14 protein-coding genes are annotated in these 16,645 nt (G+C 68.4%); 6 read left to right on the top strand and 8 right to left on the bottom strand.

The window, feature by feature from the left end:
- The first annotated feature begins 8 nt into the window (after nt 1-8).
- From LX13_RS17770 to LX13_RS17755, 4 genes are read left to right on the top strand one after another with little or no spacing between them, the layout of a single operon-like run.
- Nucleotides 9-2,048 (top strand): ATP-binding protein, encoded by a 2,040-nt coding sequence (locus tag LX13_RS17770; protein ID WP_253662586.1) that lies wholly within the window; start codon nt 9-11, stop codon nt 2,046-2,048.
- Nucleotides 2,045-3,241, top strand: coding sequence for an acyl-CoA dehydrogenase family protein (locus LX13_RS17765; RefSeq protein ID WP_253662585.1), 1,197 nt, complete (start codon nt 2,045-2,047; stop codon nt 3,239-3,241). Before LX13_RS17770 ends, LX13_RS17765 begins: the two co-directional genes overlap by 4 nt.
- A gap of 52 nt (nt 3,242-3,293) precedes the next feature.
- Nucleotides 3,294-4,094, top strand: a complete 801-nt coding sequence (locus LX13_RS17760) for an enoyl-CoA hydratase family protein (RefSeq protein WP_253662584.1) — start codon at nt 3,294-3,296, stop codon at nt 4,092-4,094.
- A complete protein-coding gene (locus LX13_RS17755) occupies nt 4,094-4,714 on the top strand; it encodes a TetR/AcrR family transcriptional regulator (RefSeq protein ID WP_253662819.1) in 621 nt (206 codons plus the stop codon). The genes LX13_RS17760 and LX13_RS17755 overlap by 1 nt, the downstream gene beginning before the upstream one ends.
- A 96-nt stretch (nt 4,715-4,810) precedes the next feature.
- On the opposite strand, the gene LX13_RS17750 is transcribed toward LX13_RS17755, so the two are convergent.
- Nucleotides 4,811-5,578: a phytanoyl-CoA dioxygenase family protein gene (locus tag LX13_RS17750; RefSeq protein WP_253662583.1), complete on the bottom strand. Its 768-nt coding sequence runs from the start codon at nt 5,576-5,578 to the stop codon at nt 4,811-4,813.
- Nucleotides 5,579-5,718: 140 nt separating this feature from the next.
- Here LX13_RS17750 and LX13_RS17745 point away from each other — a divergent pair, with 140 nt between their 5' ends.
- The gene (locus LX13_RS17745; RefSeq protein ID WP_253662582.1) at nt 5,719-7,080 is read left to right on the top strand and encodes an outer membrane protein assembly factor BamB family protein; all 1,362 of its coding nucleotides are present in this window, start codon (nt 5,719-5,721) and stop codon (nt 7,078-7,080) included.
- 38 nt (nt 7,081-7,118) lie between these two features.
- Nucleotides 7,119-8,462, top strand: a complete 1,344-nt coding sequence (locus LX13_RS17740) for an outer membrane protein assembly factor BamB family protein (RefSeq protein ID WP_253662581.1) — start codon at nt 7,119-7,121, stop codon at nt 8,460-8,462.
- Nucleotides 8,463-8,496: 34 nt separating this feature from the next.
- Here LX13_RS17740 and LX13_RS17735 read toward each other — a convergent pair whose 3' ends face one another.
- The 7 genes from LX13_RS17735 to LX13_RS17705 all read right to left on the bottom strand — a co-directional run bounded on the left by LX13_RS17735 (nt 8,497) and on the right by LX13_RS17705 (nt 16,630).
- Nucleotides 8,497-9,438 (bottom strand): DMT family transporter, encoded by a 942-nt coding sequence (locus LX13_RS17735; RefSeq protein WP_253662580.1) that lies wholly within the window; start codon nt 9,436-9,438, stop codon nt 8,497-8,499.
- 134 nt (nt 9,439-9,572) lie between these two features.
- The gene (locus LX13_RS17730; RefSeq protein ID WP_253662579.1) at nt 9,573-9,944 is read right to left on the bottom strand and encodes a DUF427 domain-containing protein; all 372 of its coding nucleotides are present in this window, start codon (nt 9,942-9,944) and stop codon (nt 9,573-9,575) included.
- A gap of 18 nt (nt 9,945-9,962) precedes the next feature.
- A complete protein-coding gene (locus tag LX13_RS17725) occupies nt 9,963-10,406 on the bottom strand; it encodes a nuclear transport factor 2 family protein (protein WP_253662578.1) in 444 nt (147 codons plus the stop codon).
- Nucleotides 10,396-12,192 (bottom strand): N-acyl-D-amino-acid deacylase family protein, encoded by a 1,797-nt coding sequence (locus LX13_RS17720; protein WP_253662577.1) that lies wholly within the window; start codon nt 12,190-12,192, stop codon nt 10,396-10,398. Before LX13_RS17720 ends, LX13_RS17725 begins: the two co-directional genes overlap by 11 nt.
- Before the next feature lie 113 nt (nt 12,193-12,305).
- Nucleotides 12,306-13,418, bottom strand: coding sequence for an NDMA-dependent alcohol dehydrogenase (locus tag LX13_RS17715; RefSeq protein ID WP_253662576.1), 1,113 nt, complete (start codon nt 13,416-13,418; stop codon nt 12,306-12,308).
- Nucleotides 13,419-13,468: 50 nt separating this feature from the next.
- Nucleotides 13,469-14,932, bottom strand: coding sequence for an aldehyde dehydrogenase (locus LX13_RS17710; protein WP_253662575.1), 1,464 nt, complete (start codon nt 14,930-14,932; stop codon nt 13,469-13,471).
- 57 nt (nt 14,933-14,989) lie between these two features.
- Nucleotides 14,990-16,630 (bottom strand): sigma-54-dependent Fis family transcriptional regulator, encoded by a 1,641-nt coding sequence (locus LX13_RS17705; protein ID WP_253662574.1) that lies wholly within the window; start codon nt 16,628-16,630, stop codon nt 14,990-14,992.
- Between the last annotated feature and the right edge of the window lie 15 nt (nt 16,631-16,645).

Raw genomic sequence — 16,645 nt, 5'->3', positions numbered from 1 at the left:
ACGGCACAGTGACCACCAACGATTCGTCGATCACCTCGGTCCTCGTCGCCAACCGCGGCGAGATCGCCCGACGTGTGTTCGCGACCTGTGAGCGAATGGGGCTGTCCACCGTCGCGGTCTTCTCCGACCCCGACGCCGACGCCCCCCACGTCGCGGCCGCCGACCGTGCGGTCCGGCTCCCCGGCGAGACGTCCGCGGCGACCTACCTCGACGCCGACGCCATCATCGCGGCGGCCAAGTCCGCAGGCGCCGACGCGATCCACCCCGGATACGGATTCCTCTCCGAGAACGCCGCTTTCGCGCAATCGGTGATCGATGCAGGCATCGCGTGGATCGGCCCGCCGCCGTCGTCGATCACGTCGATGGGGTCGAAGGTCAACGCCAAGGCGATCATGTCCGGCTCGGACGTACCGATTCTCGGCGACCTCGACCCGGCCACCCTGACCGCCTCCGACCTGCCCGTACTCATCAAGGCGTCGGCCGGTGGTGGCGGGCGCGGCATGCGCATCGTCCGCGACATCGCCGACCTCACCACCGAGGTGGCGGCCGCTGCCCGGGAGGCCGAGTCGGCCTTCGGCGATCCGACGGTGTTCTGCGAGCCGTACGTCGAACGCGGACACCACATCGAGGTGCAGGTGTTGGCCGATCAGCACGGCCGCGTGTGGACGGTGGGGGAGCGGGAATGCTCCATCCAGCGTCGGCACCAGAAGATCATCGAGGAGGCGCCCGCACCGCTCGTCGAGCGGATCGGCGGCGATCTGCGGGACCGTCTGTTCGACGCGGCGCGCAACGCGGCGTCGGCCATCGGTTACGTCGGCGCAGGCACCGTGGAGTTCCTCGCCGACGGCTCCGGACGCTTCTACTTCCTGGAGATGAACACCCGTCTGCAGGTGGAGCATCCGGTCACCGAAGCGACCACCGGTCTCGACCTCGTCGAATGGCAGATCCGGGTCGCCGACGGCGAACCGCTCGGCGACACCCCGCCGCCGATCACCGGCCACTCGATCGAGGCCCGGCTCTACGCCGAGGACCCGGCCGCGAACTGGTCACCGCAGTCGGGCACGGTCTTCGACATCGACCTGCCCGCGGACGTGACCTTCGACCGACTCGAGCGACCGGGGATCCGCGTCGACTCCGGGATCGAGGCGGGCAGCGAGATCTCGGTCTTCTACGACCCGATGCTCGCCAAGGTCATCAGCTGGGCCCCGGACCGCACCCGCGCGGCGGCCATGCTCGCAGGCGCGTTGGCGCGGGCGACCGTCCACGGACCCGGCACCAACCGCGACCTGCTCGTCACCATTTTGCGGCACAGCGTGTTCCGCTCCGGTGACACCGACACCGGGTTCATCGACCAGATCGGCCTGCCGGTGCTCTCGCGGCCGCTGGCCGACGCATCCGAGGTCCGACTCGCCGCGGTCGCCGCGGCGGCATCCGGTGCCGCGACAAACCGCGACCGCGCCACGGTGCAGCGCGGGGTCCCGTCGGGATGGCGGAACCTGCACTCGCAGTACCAGACCAAGCGGTTCGTGCCGGACGGATCCGATCCGGTAGCCGATGTCGACACCGCGATCTCGGTGCGTTACCGCGCCGGCCGTGACTCCGTCGACCTGCCCGACGATCCGTCGGTGTCGCTGGTGGAGGCGTCGTCGTCATCGGTGACCCTCGAGGTCGACGGAGTCCGACGGCGGTTCGCCGTCGCCCGGTACGTCGACGCGCAGCACCGCGCGGTGACCTACGTGGACTCCGACGCGACGTCGGTGACCCTGCGTGACGTCCCTCGTTTCATCGACCCGTCCGCGGTCGGCAAGCCGGGATCGTTGCTGGCGCCCATGCCGGGATCGGTCATCCGGATCGCGGTCGAGATCGGCGACGCGGTGACGCAGGGCCAGCCGTTGTTGTGGCTGGAGGCGATGAAGATGGAACACACGGTGCACGCACCCGCAGACGGGGTGGTGGCCGAACTGGCCGTCGTGGCCGGACAACAACTCGCGGTGGGCGATGTGCTCGCCGTCATCAGCAGTGACAGCACGACCGAGGAGACAGCATGACCGCAACATCTGAGCGCGTGACCGAGACCCCCGTGAATCCGTTCGTGGAGACCGAGGAGCGCGCGGCGCTGCGTGCCTCGGTGGCCGCACTGGGCAAGCGGTACGGCCAGCAGTACTTCATGGAGTGCGCCCGCACCGGCAAGAAGACCGACGAGCTGTGGGCCGAGGCCGGCAAGCTCGGGTTCCTGGGTGTCAACCTCCCCGAGGAGTACGGCGGTGGCGGCGCGGGTATCTATGAGCTCGCGATCGTGATGGAGGAGCTGGCCGCGAACGGTGTCGGGCTGCTGATGATGGTGGTCTCACCGGCGATCTGCGGCAACATCATCGCTCGTTTCGGCACCGACGATCAGAAGCAGCAGTGGCTGCCCGGTCTGTCCGACGGCAGCGTCACCATGGCGTTCGGCATCACCGAGCCCGAGGCCGGGTCGAACTCGCACCAGATCACCACGACCGCCCGGCGCGACGGCGACGACTGGCTGCTGACCGGCCGCAAGGTCTGGATCTCCGGCGTCGATCAGGCGCAGGCGGTCCTCATCGTCGCGCGCACCGAGGACGCGAAGACCGGCAAGCTCAAGCCGGCGTTGTTCATCGTGCCCACCGACACCCCGAACTTCGAGTACAAGCAGATCGACATGGAGTTGATCAACCCGGAGAAGCAGTTCCAGCTGTTCCTCGACGACGTCCGCCTGCCGTCGACGGCGCTGGTCGGATCGGCCGACGCGGCGTTGGGACAGCTGTTCGCGGGTCTGAACCCGGAACGGATCATGGCCGCGGCGTCGGCCCTGGGCATGGCGCGCTTTGCTCTGGACAAGGCGGTCGACTACGTCAAGAACCGCACCGTCTGGAAGACGCCGATCGGCGCGCACCAGGCGATCGCGCATCCGTTGGCGCAGGGCAAGATCGAGATGGAGATGGCCAAGCTGATGATGCAGAAGGCCGCCACCATGTACGACGCGGGTGACGACTGGGGCGCCGCCGAGCCGGCCAACATGAGCAAGTACGCCGCCGCCGAGGCGTGCGTGAAGATCGTCGACCAGGCCGTGCAGTCGATGGGCGGCAACGGCTTGTCCAGCGAGTACGGCATCGCGCCGCTGCTCAACCTGTGCCGCGTGGCCCGGGTGGCGCCGGTGAGTCGCGAGATGGTGCTCAACTTCGTGGCGCAGACCAGCCTCGGTCTGCCCAAGTCGTACTGATGGTTCCGGTCGTGTTGATGGCCCCGGTCGCGATGATGGCAGGGTGTCACCCATGACAACCCTGGTCACGCTCGAGTCCTCGGCCGGCGTCGCGACGATCACCCTCGACTCGCCGTCGAATCGCAACGCGCTCTCGGCCGATCTCGTCGCGCAGCTGCTCGAGCACCTCGCCACGGCCGGGGACGACCCCGCGGTGCGGTCCGTCGTGCTGACCCACACCGGTGGGACATTCTGTGCGGGAGCCGATCTCGCCGGTGCCCTCGGTTCGGGCATGTCGCCGGAGGAGGCCTCGGCCGCGGGCGCGAAGGCCATGGTGTCGGTCATGCGGACGATCCTGGAGTTGCCGCGGCCGGTGGTTGCCCGCGTCGACGGGCACGTCCGGGCCGGTGGCATCGGGTTGCTCGGAGCGTGTGACGTCGTCGTCGCCGGACCGGCGAGCACCTTCGCCCTGACCGAGGCGCGTCTGGGTCTGGCTCCGTCGGTGATCTCGCTGACGCTGCTGTCGCGGATGACGTCACGGTCGGTCGGTCGCTACTTCGTCACCGGCGAGCGCTTCGGCGCCGCCGAGGCCGAGTCGATGGGCCTGATCACCGTTGCCGCGGCCGACGCCGACGCCCTGGCGTCGACCGCTCGAGACATCCTGGACGCCATCGGCAAGGGCTCCCCGCAGGGACTGCGGGAGTCGAAGAAGGTTGCCACCGCGCAGATCCGCGCCGAGTTCGAGCGGTTCGCCGAGGATCGCACCCGGGAGTCGGCGGCTCTGTTCGCCTCCGACGAGGCCCGGGAGGGCATGACCGCGTTCCTCGAGAAGCGCCCGCCGCGGTGGGCTGTCGGTGAACCGGCGGCGACGTGATGTTCCGCGACGCCGGGCGACCGCCCACCCCGATCCGCAAGCCGCAGCAGGACCGGTCGCGCGCCACGCGTGAGCGGTTGATCTCGGCGACGATCGACGTGTTGGCCACCGAGGGGTGGTCGGCGTCGACGGTGTCGGTGGTCGCCGAGCGGGCGGGGGTGTCGCGTGGTGCGGCACAACATCATTTCCCCACCCGCGAGAGCCTGATCACCGCGACGCTGGAGCAGACGTTCGACGAGCTCACCGGCCGCGCGTCGGTGATGTACGAGACGCTGCCCGAGGGACCCGGTCGCGTCGAGGCCGCGGTCACCCGTGCCGTCGACATCTACACCGGCACGCAGTTCAAGGCGGCGCTGCAGGTGTGGAGCGCCGCGGCGTCGGACCCGGGTCTGCGCGATCTGATCCGTCCGTTGGAGCGGAAGTTCGCCCGCGCGGCGCACCGGATGACCGTGCAGGCAATCGCCGGCGACACCGACGATCCGGCCGTGCACCGGCTGGTGCAGGCCACCCTCGACATGGCACGCGGCCTCGGCCTGGCCGACACACTGTCCGACGACTCCGCCCGTCGCAAGCAGGTCGTCGCCACGTGGTCGGAAGTACTTGCTGCAGCCCTGAACTGACCCGTCCCTGTTCCGCCAGTTGGGCACGTAACCACGCCAGTTGGGCACGTGACGACCCTGGTTGGGCACGTAGCGACGCCAATTGGACGGTGGCGATCACAGTGACGCGACGATGGCCCGTTCCACGGGACTCCGAGGGTTACCCAGATCGAACTGATCGGTGAGCATCAGGCCGGGCTGGGACAGAAACCGCGGCTGTCTGCCGCGATGCGACTGCGCGGCGTGGACGAGGAACGGATGGCAGAGGAAAACGTCGCCCGCGATGCCGGTGGCCAGTGCTTCTGCGCGGTCGGGGGAGTCGAGGGCGCCGTCGGCGTCCATCACGCCGCACAGTTCGAACATGTCGACCCCGTCGTCACCACGGGGCGCCAGGAATCGCGGGACATCCTGGTGTGATCCGACTTTGAGACGTGTCGGAGCGTCGTCCGCGCTGACGTCGGAGAGCAGGAACAACATCAGCAACCCGCGGTCGCGCGACGAGACGTTGACGAAGTAGCGGCTCGCTCCGGGCGGCAGATAGCTTGCGTCGATGTGCCATCCGGTGTCGTTCGACTCGCCGCCGGTGGGGAAGCGAATCGCGACGTTCCCGAGCTCGACCCGCTGCCGCCAGCGGCTCGGTCCGACGAGTTGGTCGTAGGCCTCGGTGAGAGCGGAAGACTGCGCGGCTCTCATGAAGGGCGCGGTGACCGGGCTGTCGATCCGTCGCACGGGCTCGGTCCAGGTGCTCGGATCAGATGGGTCCTCGGGCATGAGATCCCACAGTTGCCTGCGGCACTCCTCGATCGACGCGCGGTCCACCGCGCCTCGGACGGCGACGTACCCGTCGCGGACGAAGGTCTCGATCTCTGTGGCGGTGAGGGTCATCGCCGACCAGTCTCGGGCGACGGTCCACCGCTCGGCAAACGGTTTTCGCGCCGGGTTTGCTACTTGTGCGAACTTTCCGGGGGATCCCGGGATAGGTTGCCCCGGTGCCGTCCCTATCTGTGAACAGCAAACGTGGGCTTGTGATCCTTCTGGTCGCGGTGGCGACAATTGCCTCGGCCACCATCACGTGGAAGGTCGGGCGCGACCACGACCAGTCCCGCGAGGCCGACCGGATGCGATCGCTCGGCTTCGGCGTTCGACCGACCCCGCTCTGGACACTCGACGTCAAGCGCTTGACGGACGAGCCGGGTGCGGTTCTGCTGAGCGCGCCCGAGACGTTGGACCAGACATACGGATTCGGTTCCGTCATGGATTCGCCCACACATATCATCGCAGCGGTGGCTCGACCGGAACAGCCGGATCTCTCCACCGGACCGAAGGTCGGCGACGTCACGCTGGTCGGCATCGACCGCCAGAACGGGTCAGTGGACTGGCGAAGTCCGGTGGGGCGGGTCGACCACTGCACCGACCGCGTCGCCGCGACAGTCGTCGGATGTTGGACGGACCGTCGGATCGCATTCGTCGACACCTCGAACGGACGGGTGCTGCGAACCGAAGAGACCGACTTCTCGATCTCCTACGTCGACATCATCGACGGCACTGCGTTCGTCGACGGTCTGAAGGACGCCGGAAAGCGGCGGACGTTGATCTTCACCGCCGCCCCCGTGGGTTCCTCGGTCGAGCGGTTCCGGCGCACCATCGAGGTGCGCGGAACCGATGCCCGTGTGGCCGAGATCCGGCCGTCGAGCAACGCCTTCACCGTGTCCGACACCGTCGGTGGGGTGCCGCAGTACATCAACACCGCTTACGACCTCGACAGCGGTGCGGCTCGGTTCAGCGCGGACGGCGATCTGCGGTTCGTCGGGAACGGCATGTTCCTGGCGGACAGTTTCGCCCGGCGGACCAAGTTCTTGTTGCGGGGCGACGGCTCGCGCGTGACGACCCTGCCGGGTGCGGCCACCAACGCCTTTGCGTCCCCGATCACCACGGATGCATCGTTCGTTCCGACGATTGTGGGGACCGCTGTTCACGACCCGGACACCGGAGCCCGCCTCTGGAGTGATCCGGTCCTGGAATGGAACACAAGCCCGCAGAGCACGACCCGGGCCGTGGTCGGGAGTGTTCTGGTGGTCGCCTCGCCCGTCGAACGCGCGCTCGTCGGCCTCGAGGTACGCACCGGACGTCGTCTGTGGACCACGCCCTGGCCCAACGCCTATTTCGTGAGTGACACCGCAACCGACGGCACGCACCTGATAGTCGGCGACAACACCGGCATGCACTCGGTGCGTGTCTCCGACGGCCGGGTGCTGTGGAACGTCCGGCTGCCGACCGTGGAATCGACACCGCCCGGCATCTCTGGGACGGGCGACGGCGACATCCTCGTCAACGGACTACGCGGCAACATCTCGGTGTGGCGTGCCCGGAAAGAGCCGGTGTCGTGACCCGAGTCCCGACACTGTCGTCGAGAACCAGGAGAGCCATGGTCGTCGGGCTCGTCGCACTATTGGCCATTGCCGCGGGTGCGACCACCTTCGTGCTCGGTCGCAACCATGACGACCGCTCCAGAAGCGACCGCGAGCGCTCACTCGGATTCGGCGTCCGACCGACCCCGCTCTGGACACTCGACTTGGCGAGGTTGACGAGCAGTCCGGGTGAGGTCCTTCTGCCCGTCTCGACCCCGGACACCAGCACGAACGGGTCCGGGATGCTGCTCGACTCGTCCGGGGACCTCATCGCGGCCGTGGGGCCACCACGCGAGTTCAACATCGTCGCCGACGTGACACTCGTCGGGATCGACAGGAGCGACGGCTCGCCGACGTGGAAGCGCCCGGTAGGTCCGGTGAAGAACTGCACGGCAACCCGCATCGGGAAGTCGATCGCCTGCTGGTCGCCGACGCGGGTGATCGTCGTCGACACCATGACCGGGCGTGTTCATGGTGAGGCCGCTCCGGACTTCACCGTCTCGGGAGTCGAAGTGGCCGGCGACGCGACCTATGTGAGCGGCACCCGGGAGTCCGGTCCGTCGACGGCGCTCGTCCTGGCCACGGGCATCCTCGCTGCGCCGACCGCGACCGTTCGGACCATCACCGACGCCGGCCCTGGGGAGTCGATCACCGACGTGGTGCCCGACCGGAAGGTGTTCATCGCCCGGGCGACCGCCGACCAGAACATCGGGTTCGCCTCGGCGGTGTACTCCCTCGACACCGGGGTGCGGCGCTTCGCCGCCGACGGCATCGTCACCTCGATCAGCGACACCCTTTTCCGCTCGGAGACCTATCCCCAGGGGATCGAGCGTCTGCTCGACGACAACGGATCGGTTGTTCGGTCCCAGGACCTCAGCCTGCCGGGCGGCTCGGCGCAACCTCAGGTCCTCGGGGCGCCGTTCGTTCCCATCGTGATGGGGGACGGTGTGTTCGACCCGATCACCGGTGCGCTTCTGTGGCGCGACCAGGTGCTCGACTGGGGCAAATCGACGGGTGGCATCGCGCCCGCCGTCGTCGGCGACAACCTGATCGCGGCGTCCCTGGACGGAAACCTGATCGGTATGGACGCGCGCACCGGTCGGCGCGCGTGGACGACACCGTTGCCGGGCGCGTTCTATGTCCGCACCGGCATCACCGACGGCCGCTATTTCGTGTTCGGTGACATCGCCGGGATGAACTCGGTCGACACCGTCACCGGACGGATCGTGTGGTCCGTGGACTCGCCGGGCGATGGGGTTGATGGATACACCTCTGTGTCCGCCGCGGGCGGAGACATCGTCCGGTCGACGAAGGACTCGGTGTCGGTGTGGCGCGCCCGGAAGGGCCCCGATCCGGCCTGAGTCAGGTGCTGACGGTCTCGACCGCGAGGTGGCCTCAGTGCGAAGCGCGGGCCTCGCGGATGCCCATCGCGGTGACAGTCAAGGCGACGACCCCGAGACCCGTCCACTGCGACCAGGTCAGGCTGGTGCCCAGCACGAGCGCTCCGACGACGGCGGCGGTGGCCGGGAAGGCCAGCTCGGCCAACGTCGCTCGGGACGCCGGGGTCGACTGCAGTGCACGGTAGTACAGCGTCAGCGCGAGCAGCCCCGGGATGAGGGCCAGCAGGACGAGACCCACCGCGTCGTCCCACGTCGGCAGCACGGGCGCGCCGGTCACCCCGACGACGCCGAGGGCACCGATCGTGCCGAACCCGAGCCGCAGGGTGGTGAGGTCGCGGGGTGTCAGCGACGGCGACACCATCCGTCCGAGGACGGTGCCGGCGGCCCACAGCGCGGCGGCTCCGAGCGCCAGCATCGCCGGCTCGAGTTCGGACGCACTCAGGTGCAGCGGGTCGGCGAAGGCGAGCAGCCAGGTGCCGACGAGGGCGGGGAGCACATAGAGCCCGAAGCGGGGACGCAGGCGCTCGCCGAGGATCAGCACCGCCAGGGCGATGGCGAGGACCGGCTGCAGCTTCTGCAGCACGAGTGGGGTGATGAAGTCGCCGCTGCTCCCGGCGATCGCGAACGCCCGGGTGAACAGCGCCGTCGCCACGGCCGACGACCCGACGCCGATGACCGCCACCGCGGCCTTGTCGCGCAGACCGAGCCGCAGGAAAGCACGGATCGCGGACGGCAGGAACGGTGCGAGCACGACGATCGGGATGATGTGCTCCCACAACACGATCGTGCCGGCGGCGAGGTCGGACGTGAGCGGCTTGCGCAGCAGGCCGTCGAGACCCCACAGCGCCGCGGACACGGCGATCAGCCATGTCGCGTCTCGTCTGCCGTCCTGGCTCGACGACCGTTCGCGTCCGGTGACGATGACCGTCTGACTCATGGAGGTCCCCCGAAGTCTGGGTCGACGGATATGGCCGCGCCCGGGTACCGAGCGCGCCAGTTCTCACAAACGCCATGGCGCCGTCGAACCTTCCCGCAACCGATGTCCGACCGGTCGCGCGGAGGTGATGACGGTCAGTCGGCGACGGTGATCTCGACGCGATCCGGGTAGAAGGCGACGTGGTCCTTGATGTCGGCGACCGCGCCGTAGGGCTCGGTGTAGACCCAGACGGTGTCGGACTGTGTGGTCCCGCGGACCGAGAGGTCGTAGTACGACGCATCGCCCTTGTACGGGCAGTACGTCGTGGTGTCCGACGACTGCAGCGACGCGGGGTCGACGTCGCCGATCGGGATGTACTGGACCGCGGGATACGACGACTCCTGCAGCGTCAACGCCGCATCGGTCTCCGCGACCGTGACACCGCCGACGGACACCGTCACGCGGTGCCCGGTGGGGGTCACGGTGATGGGGTGGTCAGGTCCCGGGGTGAGCTGTGTACGTGCCATCCCTCGACCATAGGCCTCTCAGATGTGGTCGGTGGCGTCGAAAACCCAGGAGACGTCCGCGCCGGCGAAGTCGTCCATCCACGACGAGGGCGCACTGCCGAGGATGGCGTTGAAGTCCCAGTAGTCCTTCCACAGGGTGACCCGACCGTCGACGACCCGGTGCACCGACACGAACGGCAGCTCCGCGGCCTCGCCGGTGACCCACGCCCACGACTCGGAGTGCTCGAACATCACGTCGGAGCCGTTGCTCACCACCAGGCCCGGATGGTTCTCGTACTTCGCCAACGCCTCGAGACCCACCTTCAGGCGCTTGACGATGTCGTCGGGTCCCCGGGCGGCCAGGGTGGGCCCGACGGGCATGTCGATGTAGATGCAGTCGTCGGACAGGTAGGTCTTGACGGCCTCCCAATCCCGTTGCGACAGCGCGTTCCAGAGGCCCAGGACCGTGTCGTCAACCGACATTGCTGACCGCTCTCGTCGAGGTGGAGGCGGCCGGCGTGGCGTCGGCGCGCAGGAAGCGGCCGGTGCGTCGGCGGCCGAGTACCTCGGTCGGTTCGCCGCCGACGAACACCGGTTCACCGCCCACGAACACGGCCTCGACGGTCGGGTCGTTGCGGTTGACCATGCGTGACAGATCGCCGTACTGGGCGACGACCTCCTCGTGGTAGCTGTCCAGCGAGTCGTCGAGCCGGTCCGGATCCAGGATGAAGAGATCCGCGCGGTCACCGACCCGCAAATGGCCCGCGTCGATCCGGTACCAGTCGGCGAGCTCGCCGGTGAGCCGGTGCACCGCCTGCTCCATCGACAGGAACGGCGTACCCGCGAGCTCGGCGTCGCGCACATGCCGCAGCAACCGGAGCCCGAAGTTGTAGAACGCCATGTTGCGCAGATGCGCCCCGGCGTCGGAGAACCCCATCTGGATACCCGGTTCGGCGGCCATCTTCCGGAGCAGTTCGGGGCGGTGGTTGGAGATCGTCGTGCGCCACCGCAGCGCCTTCCCGTGTTCCAGGGCGAGGTCGAGGAACGCGTCGACGGGATGGACGCCGCCGCGATCGACGCCGACCTGGCCGAACGACTTGCCGATCACCGCGGGGTCCGGGCACGCGACGATCTCGGCGTCGAAGAAGTCGCGGTGCCACACCCTGGTCCCGAACCTGCTCTCGTAGTCCTTCCGGAAACGGCGACGGTAGCCCTCGTCGCGGAGCAGTTCGTTGCGCGCCATCTCGTCGCTCAGGTGCAATGCGGCGGCGCCCGAACCGAACTCCTCGAAGATCACCAGATCGATGCCGTCGGCGTAGACCTCGAACGGGACCGGTAGATGCTGCCACCGGAAGTTGCCGCCCAGCCGGTTGATCAGTCGGGCGAGGGGGCCGATGATGCGGATCGCCTGCGGGTTGGCCTTGATGTCGGCCGCGGAGAGCAGGCTCGTCTTGAGTGGGCGCCGGCCGATCCCCAACGACTGCACCAGTTGCGAGGCGACGTTCAGTGGGTTCTTCAGGTCCGGCCCCGACTGCAGCACACGATCGCGGTTGCGCAGCAACGACTTCAGGCGACGCAGCTCACGCGGCCTGGCGTAGGTCGAGGGGAGGGTGCGGGACCGGCAGATGTCGCCGTCGAGCTTGTCGAACAGCAGCTGCTGGGACGACATACCGATGAAGCCGGCGTCGAGCGCGTCGTTGAGCCAGCGTTCCATCTGGGTCTGCTCGTGGGCGTTGGGCCGCTGGTCCTTTCGGGTCGCGCGATCGAGACCCATGGTCGCGGCGCGCATGTCCGAGTGGCCGATGAAGGCCGCGACGTTCGGCCCGAGGGGGCGGGCCTCGAGCGCGGAGATGTACTCCTCGCAGTTCACCCAGGTCTTGTGCCGGTCGACGGCGTCGATGACGTGTTCGCGCGGGATCGCCTCGACGCGGCCGAACAGGTCACCCGCGTCGGTGCCGTCGACGTGGATCGTCGACAGCGAACAGGACCCGACCATGATCGTGGTGACCCCGTGGCGCAACGACTCCGACAGCGACGGTCCGGCGAGTATCTCCACGTCGTAGTGGGTGTGGATGTCGACCATGCCGGGCAGTACCCACTTGCCGGCGGCATCGATGACCCGGTCGCAACCGGAATCGTCGAGGGGGGTCGTGCTGATCGACGCGATGCGGCCGTCGCTGATGCCGATGTCCCGGATGCCCGAGGGGCCGCCGGTCCCGTCGAACCACCGGCCGTTGCGGATGATCGTGTCGTAGGTCACACAAGCCATGGAACCGCTGATCCGCACAAGTGTCAAGAATACTGTCTGGACAGGTGTCAGGTATGAGTGTGTCCCGGACCGCCGAGTCGGCGATCCGGGACACATCCACCCTGCGGTACGCGTCAGTCGTCGTGGAGGATGACGCCGCGGATGTTCTTGCCGTCGCGGAGGTCCTGGTATCCCTCGTTGACCTGCTCGAGGGTGTACGTAGAGGTGACCAGCTCGTCGAGCTTGAGCTGACCCGCGTCGTACAGACGGAGCAGTCGGACGATGTCGTACTGCGGGTTGGCCGACCCGAAGAGACTGCCCTTGATGGTCTTCTCGTTCAGCGTCAGGTCGATCCCGGGCCAGTGCACCGTGAAGTTCGCGGGGTTCGACAGTCCGGTGAGGACCACGATGCCGCCCTTGCCGACGGCGCCGATGGCCGCCGAGACGACGTCCTCGTCCACGGTTCCGACGGTCACGATCGCGCAGTCGGCGCCCTGACCCCAGCTGAGTTCGGTGATCTTCTCCTGGGCCTCGGCGGCCGAGGCGAAGGCGTGCGAGGCGCCGAACTCGATGGCGGTGTCGCGTTTGAAGGCGATCGGGTCGACGACCACGACGTACTTGGCGCCGGCGTGGATCGCGCCCTGTACGGAGTTGATGCCGATTCCGCCGATGCCGTAGATGACGACGATGTCGCCGGCGCGGACGTTCCCGGAGTACACCGCCGAACCCCATCCGGTGGGAACGCCACAGCCGACGAGCACGGCCTTCTCCAGCGGCAACCAGTCGTCGACCTTGACCACCGAGTACTGCGAGATCACCGCGCGTTCGGAGAACGTCCCGAGCATGCACATCCCACCGAAATCCTCACCGCCGGCGTGGAATCGGTAGGTCCCGTCCGGCAGGCACCCGTCCAGGATGGTGGCGCCCACGTCACACAGGGACTGTCGTCCGGTCGAGCAGTAGCGGCACGTTCCGCAGTTCGGGATGAAACTGCACACCACGTGATCGCCCGGCTTCACCTTGGTGACGCCCTCACCGACCTCCTCGATGATGCCTGCGCCCTCGTGGCCGCCGACCATCGGGAAGCGGGGCGGCAGATCACCGTCGGTGAGATGGAGATCGGAGTGACACAACCCGGCCGCGGTGAACTTGATCAGCACCTCACCGGCCTTGGGCTTGTCGAGGTCGAGTTCCAGGATCTCGAACGGCTTACCCGCGTCGAAAAGTACTGCTGCTTTGGTCTTCATCGTCGAAGTCCTCCCTTATCGGTACATCGGTTGACGGTCGGTGGGTGCGGTCAGCGGTAGATGGACTTGATCGCCTGGTAGGCGTGCATGGCGTCGGGCCCGAGTTCACGGCCGATTCCGCTGTCCTTGACGCCGCCGAACGGCGCGGAGGGATCGACCATGTAGCGGTTGACGCCGATGGTCCCGGTGCGGATCTTGCGTGCGACCTCGAGTCCGTGGTCGTCGTCGGCCGTCCACACCGAGCCCCCGAGCCCGAAGTCGGTGTCGTTGGCCAACGAGATCGCCTCGGACTCCTCGCCGTAGGGGATGACCGACAGCACCGGACCGAAGATCTCCTCCTGCGCGATGGTGTGGTGGTTGTCGACGTCGGCGAAGATCGTCGGCTGCACGAACCAGCCCTTGTCGAGGTCGCTCGGCCGACCGCCGCCGGTCACGAGTCGCGCACCGTCGCCGCTGCCCTTCGCGATGTAGCCCTCGACGCGATCACGTTGGCGCGCACTGGCCATCGGGCCGATCTGGGTGGCCGGGTCGAGTGCGTCACCCACCGCGAGGGAGTTGGCGAACGCCTCGAACATGCCCACGACCTCGTCGTAGCGGCTCCGTGGTGCGAGCACGCGGGTACCGAGGAAGCAGGTCTGGCCGTTGTTGAGGAACGTCGCGCCGAAGAGGTTCTCGCCGATCGTGGCGAGGTCGAGGTTCGCGTCGTCGAGGATGATCGTCGCGGACTTGCCGCCGAGTTCCAGGGTGACCGGGCGGAGCAGTCGGCCGCACTGTTCGGCGATGGTGCGGCCGGCGGCGGTCGATCCGGTGAAGGCGACCTTGTCGATGCCGGGATGGCCGACGAGGTAGGCGCCGACCTCGCGGCCCCCGGGGACGATGTTGATGACTCCGGCCGGGATCCCGGCTGCGACAACGGCTTCGGCGAAGATGACCGAATCGAGAACGGTCTCGGGTGACGGCTTGATGACCAGGGTGCAGCCGGCGGCGAGCGCCGGTGCGTACTTGAACGCCGCCAGCGTCAGGGGGAAGTTCCACGGGACGATCGCGCCGACCACGCCGATCGGCTCGCGTGTCACCGTGGTGGTGCCGCCGAGCATATGCGGGTTGGTCTCCTCGAACGAGTTCGTCCGCGCGAGCCCGGCGTAGTAGCGCATCAGCGCGATCGGGAACCCGCCCTCGAGTTGGCGTGCGATGGAGATCGGCATGCCGTTCTGCGACGAGACGGCCTGCGCGAGGTCCTCGGCGCGCTTCTCGTACTCGTCGGCGAGCCGGTCGAGAGCGTCGGCGCGGCGCGACGGATCCCAGTGACTCCACCCGTCGGTGTCGGCGAACGCGCGGTTCGCGGCCGCGACCGCATCGTCGACGTCGGCCTCGTCGGCCTCCGGGACGGAACCGATGATCTCCTCGGTGCTGGCCGAACGGACCTCGATCCGTGACGACGAATGGGGCGTCGCCCACCCGCCGTCGATGAACAACGTGTCGGTGTGCGCTGGTTTGTCGGTGGTAACAGTCATCTGTCCACTGTGATAGCCGTCACTGTGGATGGGTGTTCAGATTCTGGACGTTCTCGCTCAGCCGGGGATGTGCAGGTCGCGCATCCGCTTGTAGAGCGTGGTCCGGCTGATCCCGAGGTGGTCGGCGGTGGCCTTCTTGTTGCCACCGTGCCGGTGCAGCTCGTTGGTGATCGCCTCGTGCAGCGCGGTGTCGATGGGGTTGCGGTCGCAGTCCGTGGGGGTCGGTCGCGTCGGCCGGATCAGGTCCCGGTCGGTGATCGCCCCTGCGGATCGTTGTCCGACGAGGTCGTCGATCTCGTCGGACAACTCGGCGAGGTTCCCCGGCCAGTCATAGCCGACCAGCGCGGTGATCGCCGCGGGTGTGAAGTGCAGGTCGTGGCCGTGTCGGGCCAGCATCGTCCGGGCAATCGACGGGATCTCGTGGCGCCGCAGCCGCAGCGGCGTCATCGTGGTCTGCTCCCGGCACCCCGTCACCAGACGCCTGCGTTCGAAGGCGGTGTCGCCGAGTGGGTTCGACGAGATCCCCACCCGCGCGACCCCTGTCGCGATCGCGGCGGTGAGCGCGCAGGCCATGAGTTCGGCGAGCAGGTGCACGTTCTCGACGACGACCGTGGCGTCGCCGTCGTCGAGCCGGGAGACGATGCCGGTCAGCCACCCGGTCGGGTCGCCGACGGCGAGGTCCGCGGCATCGAATCGGTCGACGGGGCACGCGCCGGCCCACTCGGTCAGCGCGGTGGTCCGACCCGAGCCCGGCTCGCCGATCACCGCCGCCGTGCGCGCGCTGGGACGTCGGGCCATCGCATCGATGACCGTGGGGGCGTCGACCATGTCGATCTCCACGACGACCCCGGCCCCGGACACCGGACGCTCCCAACGGATGCGCACGGGTTGCCCGCCGCGCAGCGACATCGACTCGATGGTGCCGTCGCGGCGCGTCGAGCCCTCGATCTGCGCGCGCAGGGCGGCGTGGTCCTCCGCGCAGATCAGCGCCGACGCGCTGGTGTTCTCGAGCAGGATCTCGTCGGCCATCGCGATCACCGGGGCACCCCGGCGCGCGGCGTTGCTGCGTTGGAACGCGGCGAACAACAACTGCTCGCTCCAGCGGGTCTCCTCGAGGAGTCGGCTCTGGATGTCGGTGGCCGACTGCACGAGCAGTGGCTGCAGCAGCGGGTTGTCCTCGTCGACGAGGTACGTGATGTCGAGAACGCCCTCGATACGGCGGGTCACCGGATGGATCAACGGGTGGCCGTAGCAGCTGAACCCCTTCATCGCGTCGATGTAGTGCTCGTCGCCGCGGACGGCGACCGGGACACGCAGTTCGTGCACCGTCGCGATCGAGTTGGTTCCCGAGGTCTCCTCGCTGAACGGCCGTCCCAGGACGGTGCCGGTCGCGGTGACCGCGTCACGTACCTGGTGCGAGCCGAAGCGCAGGTCGACCAGCCGCGCGTCGCGATCGGAGAGCAGGACGCAGTAGCGGGTGCGCGCCAGCATCGACTCCATGCGGTCGAGGACGGGTTCGGCGGCGGCGAGCAGGCGGCTGCGGCGGTCGACATCGGACACGGAGAACTGCTCGAGGGAGTCGGTCGGGCGCAGTCCGCTGCTCCGCGACCGCTCCCAGGATCGGGCGATCTCGTCGCGAGGCGCGGGTGAGTCGCCGGGGCTCGGTGTCCGGACAACTGTGTCGTGGGCCACACCCACGTTCTACACCTCATT

This window comes from Williamsia maris (assembly GCF_024171815.1).
GTDB classification, from domain to species: Bacteria; Actinomycetota; Actinomycetes; order Mycobacteriales; family Mycobacteriaceae; genus Williamsia_A; species Williamsia_A maris.
The sequence above is the reverse complement of the archived record's forward strand: the minus strand, read 5'-3'. Positions and strand labels throughout refer to the sequence as shown.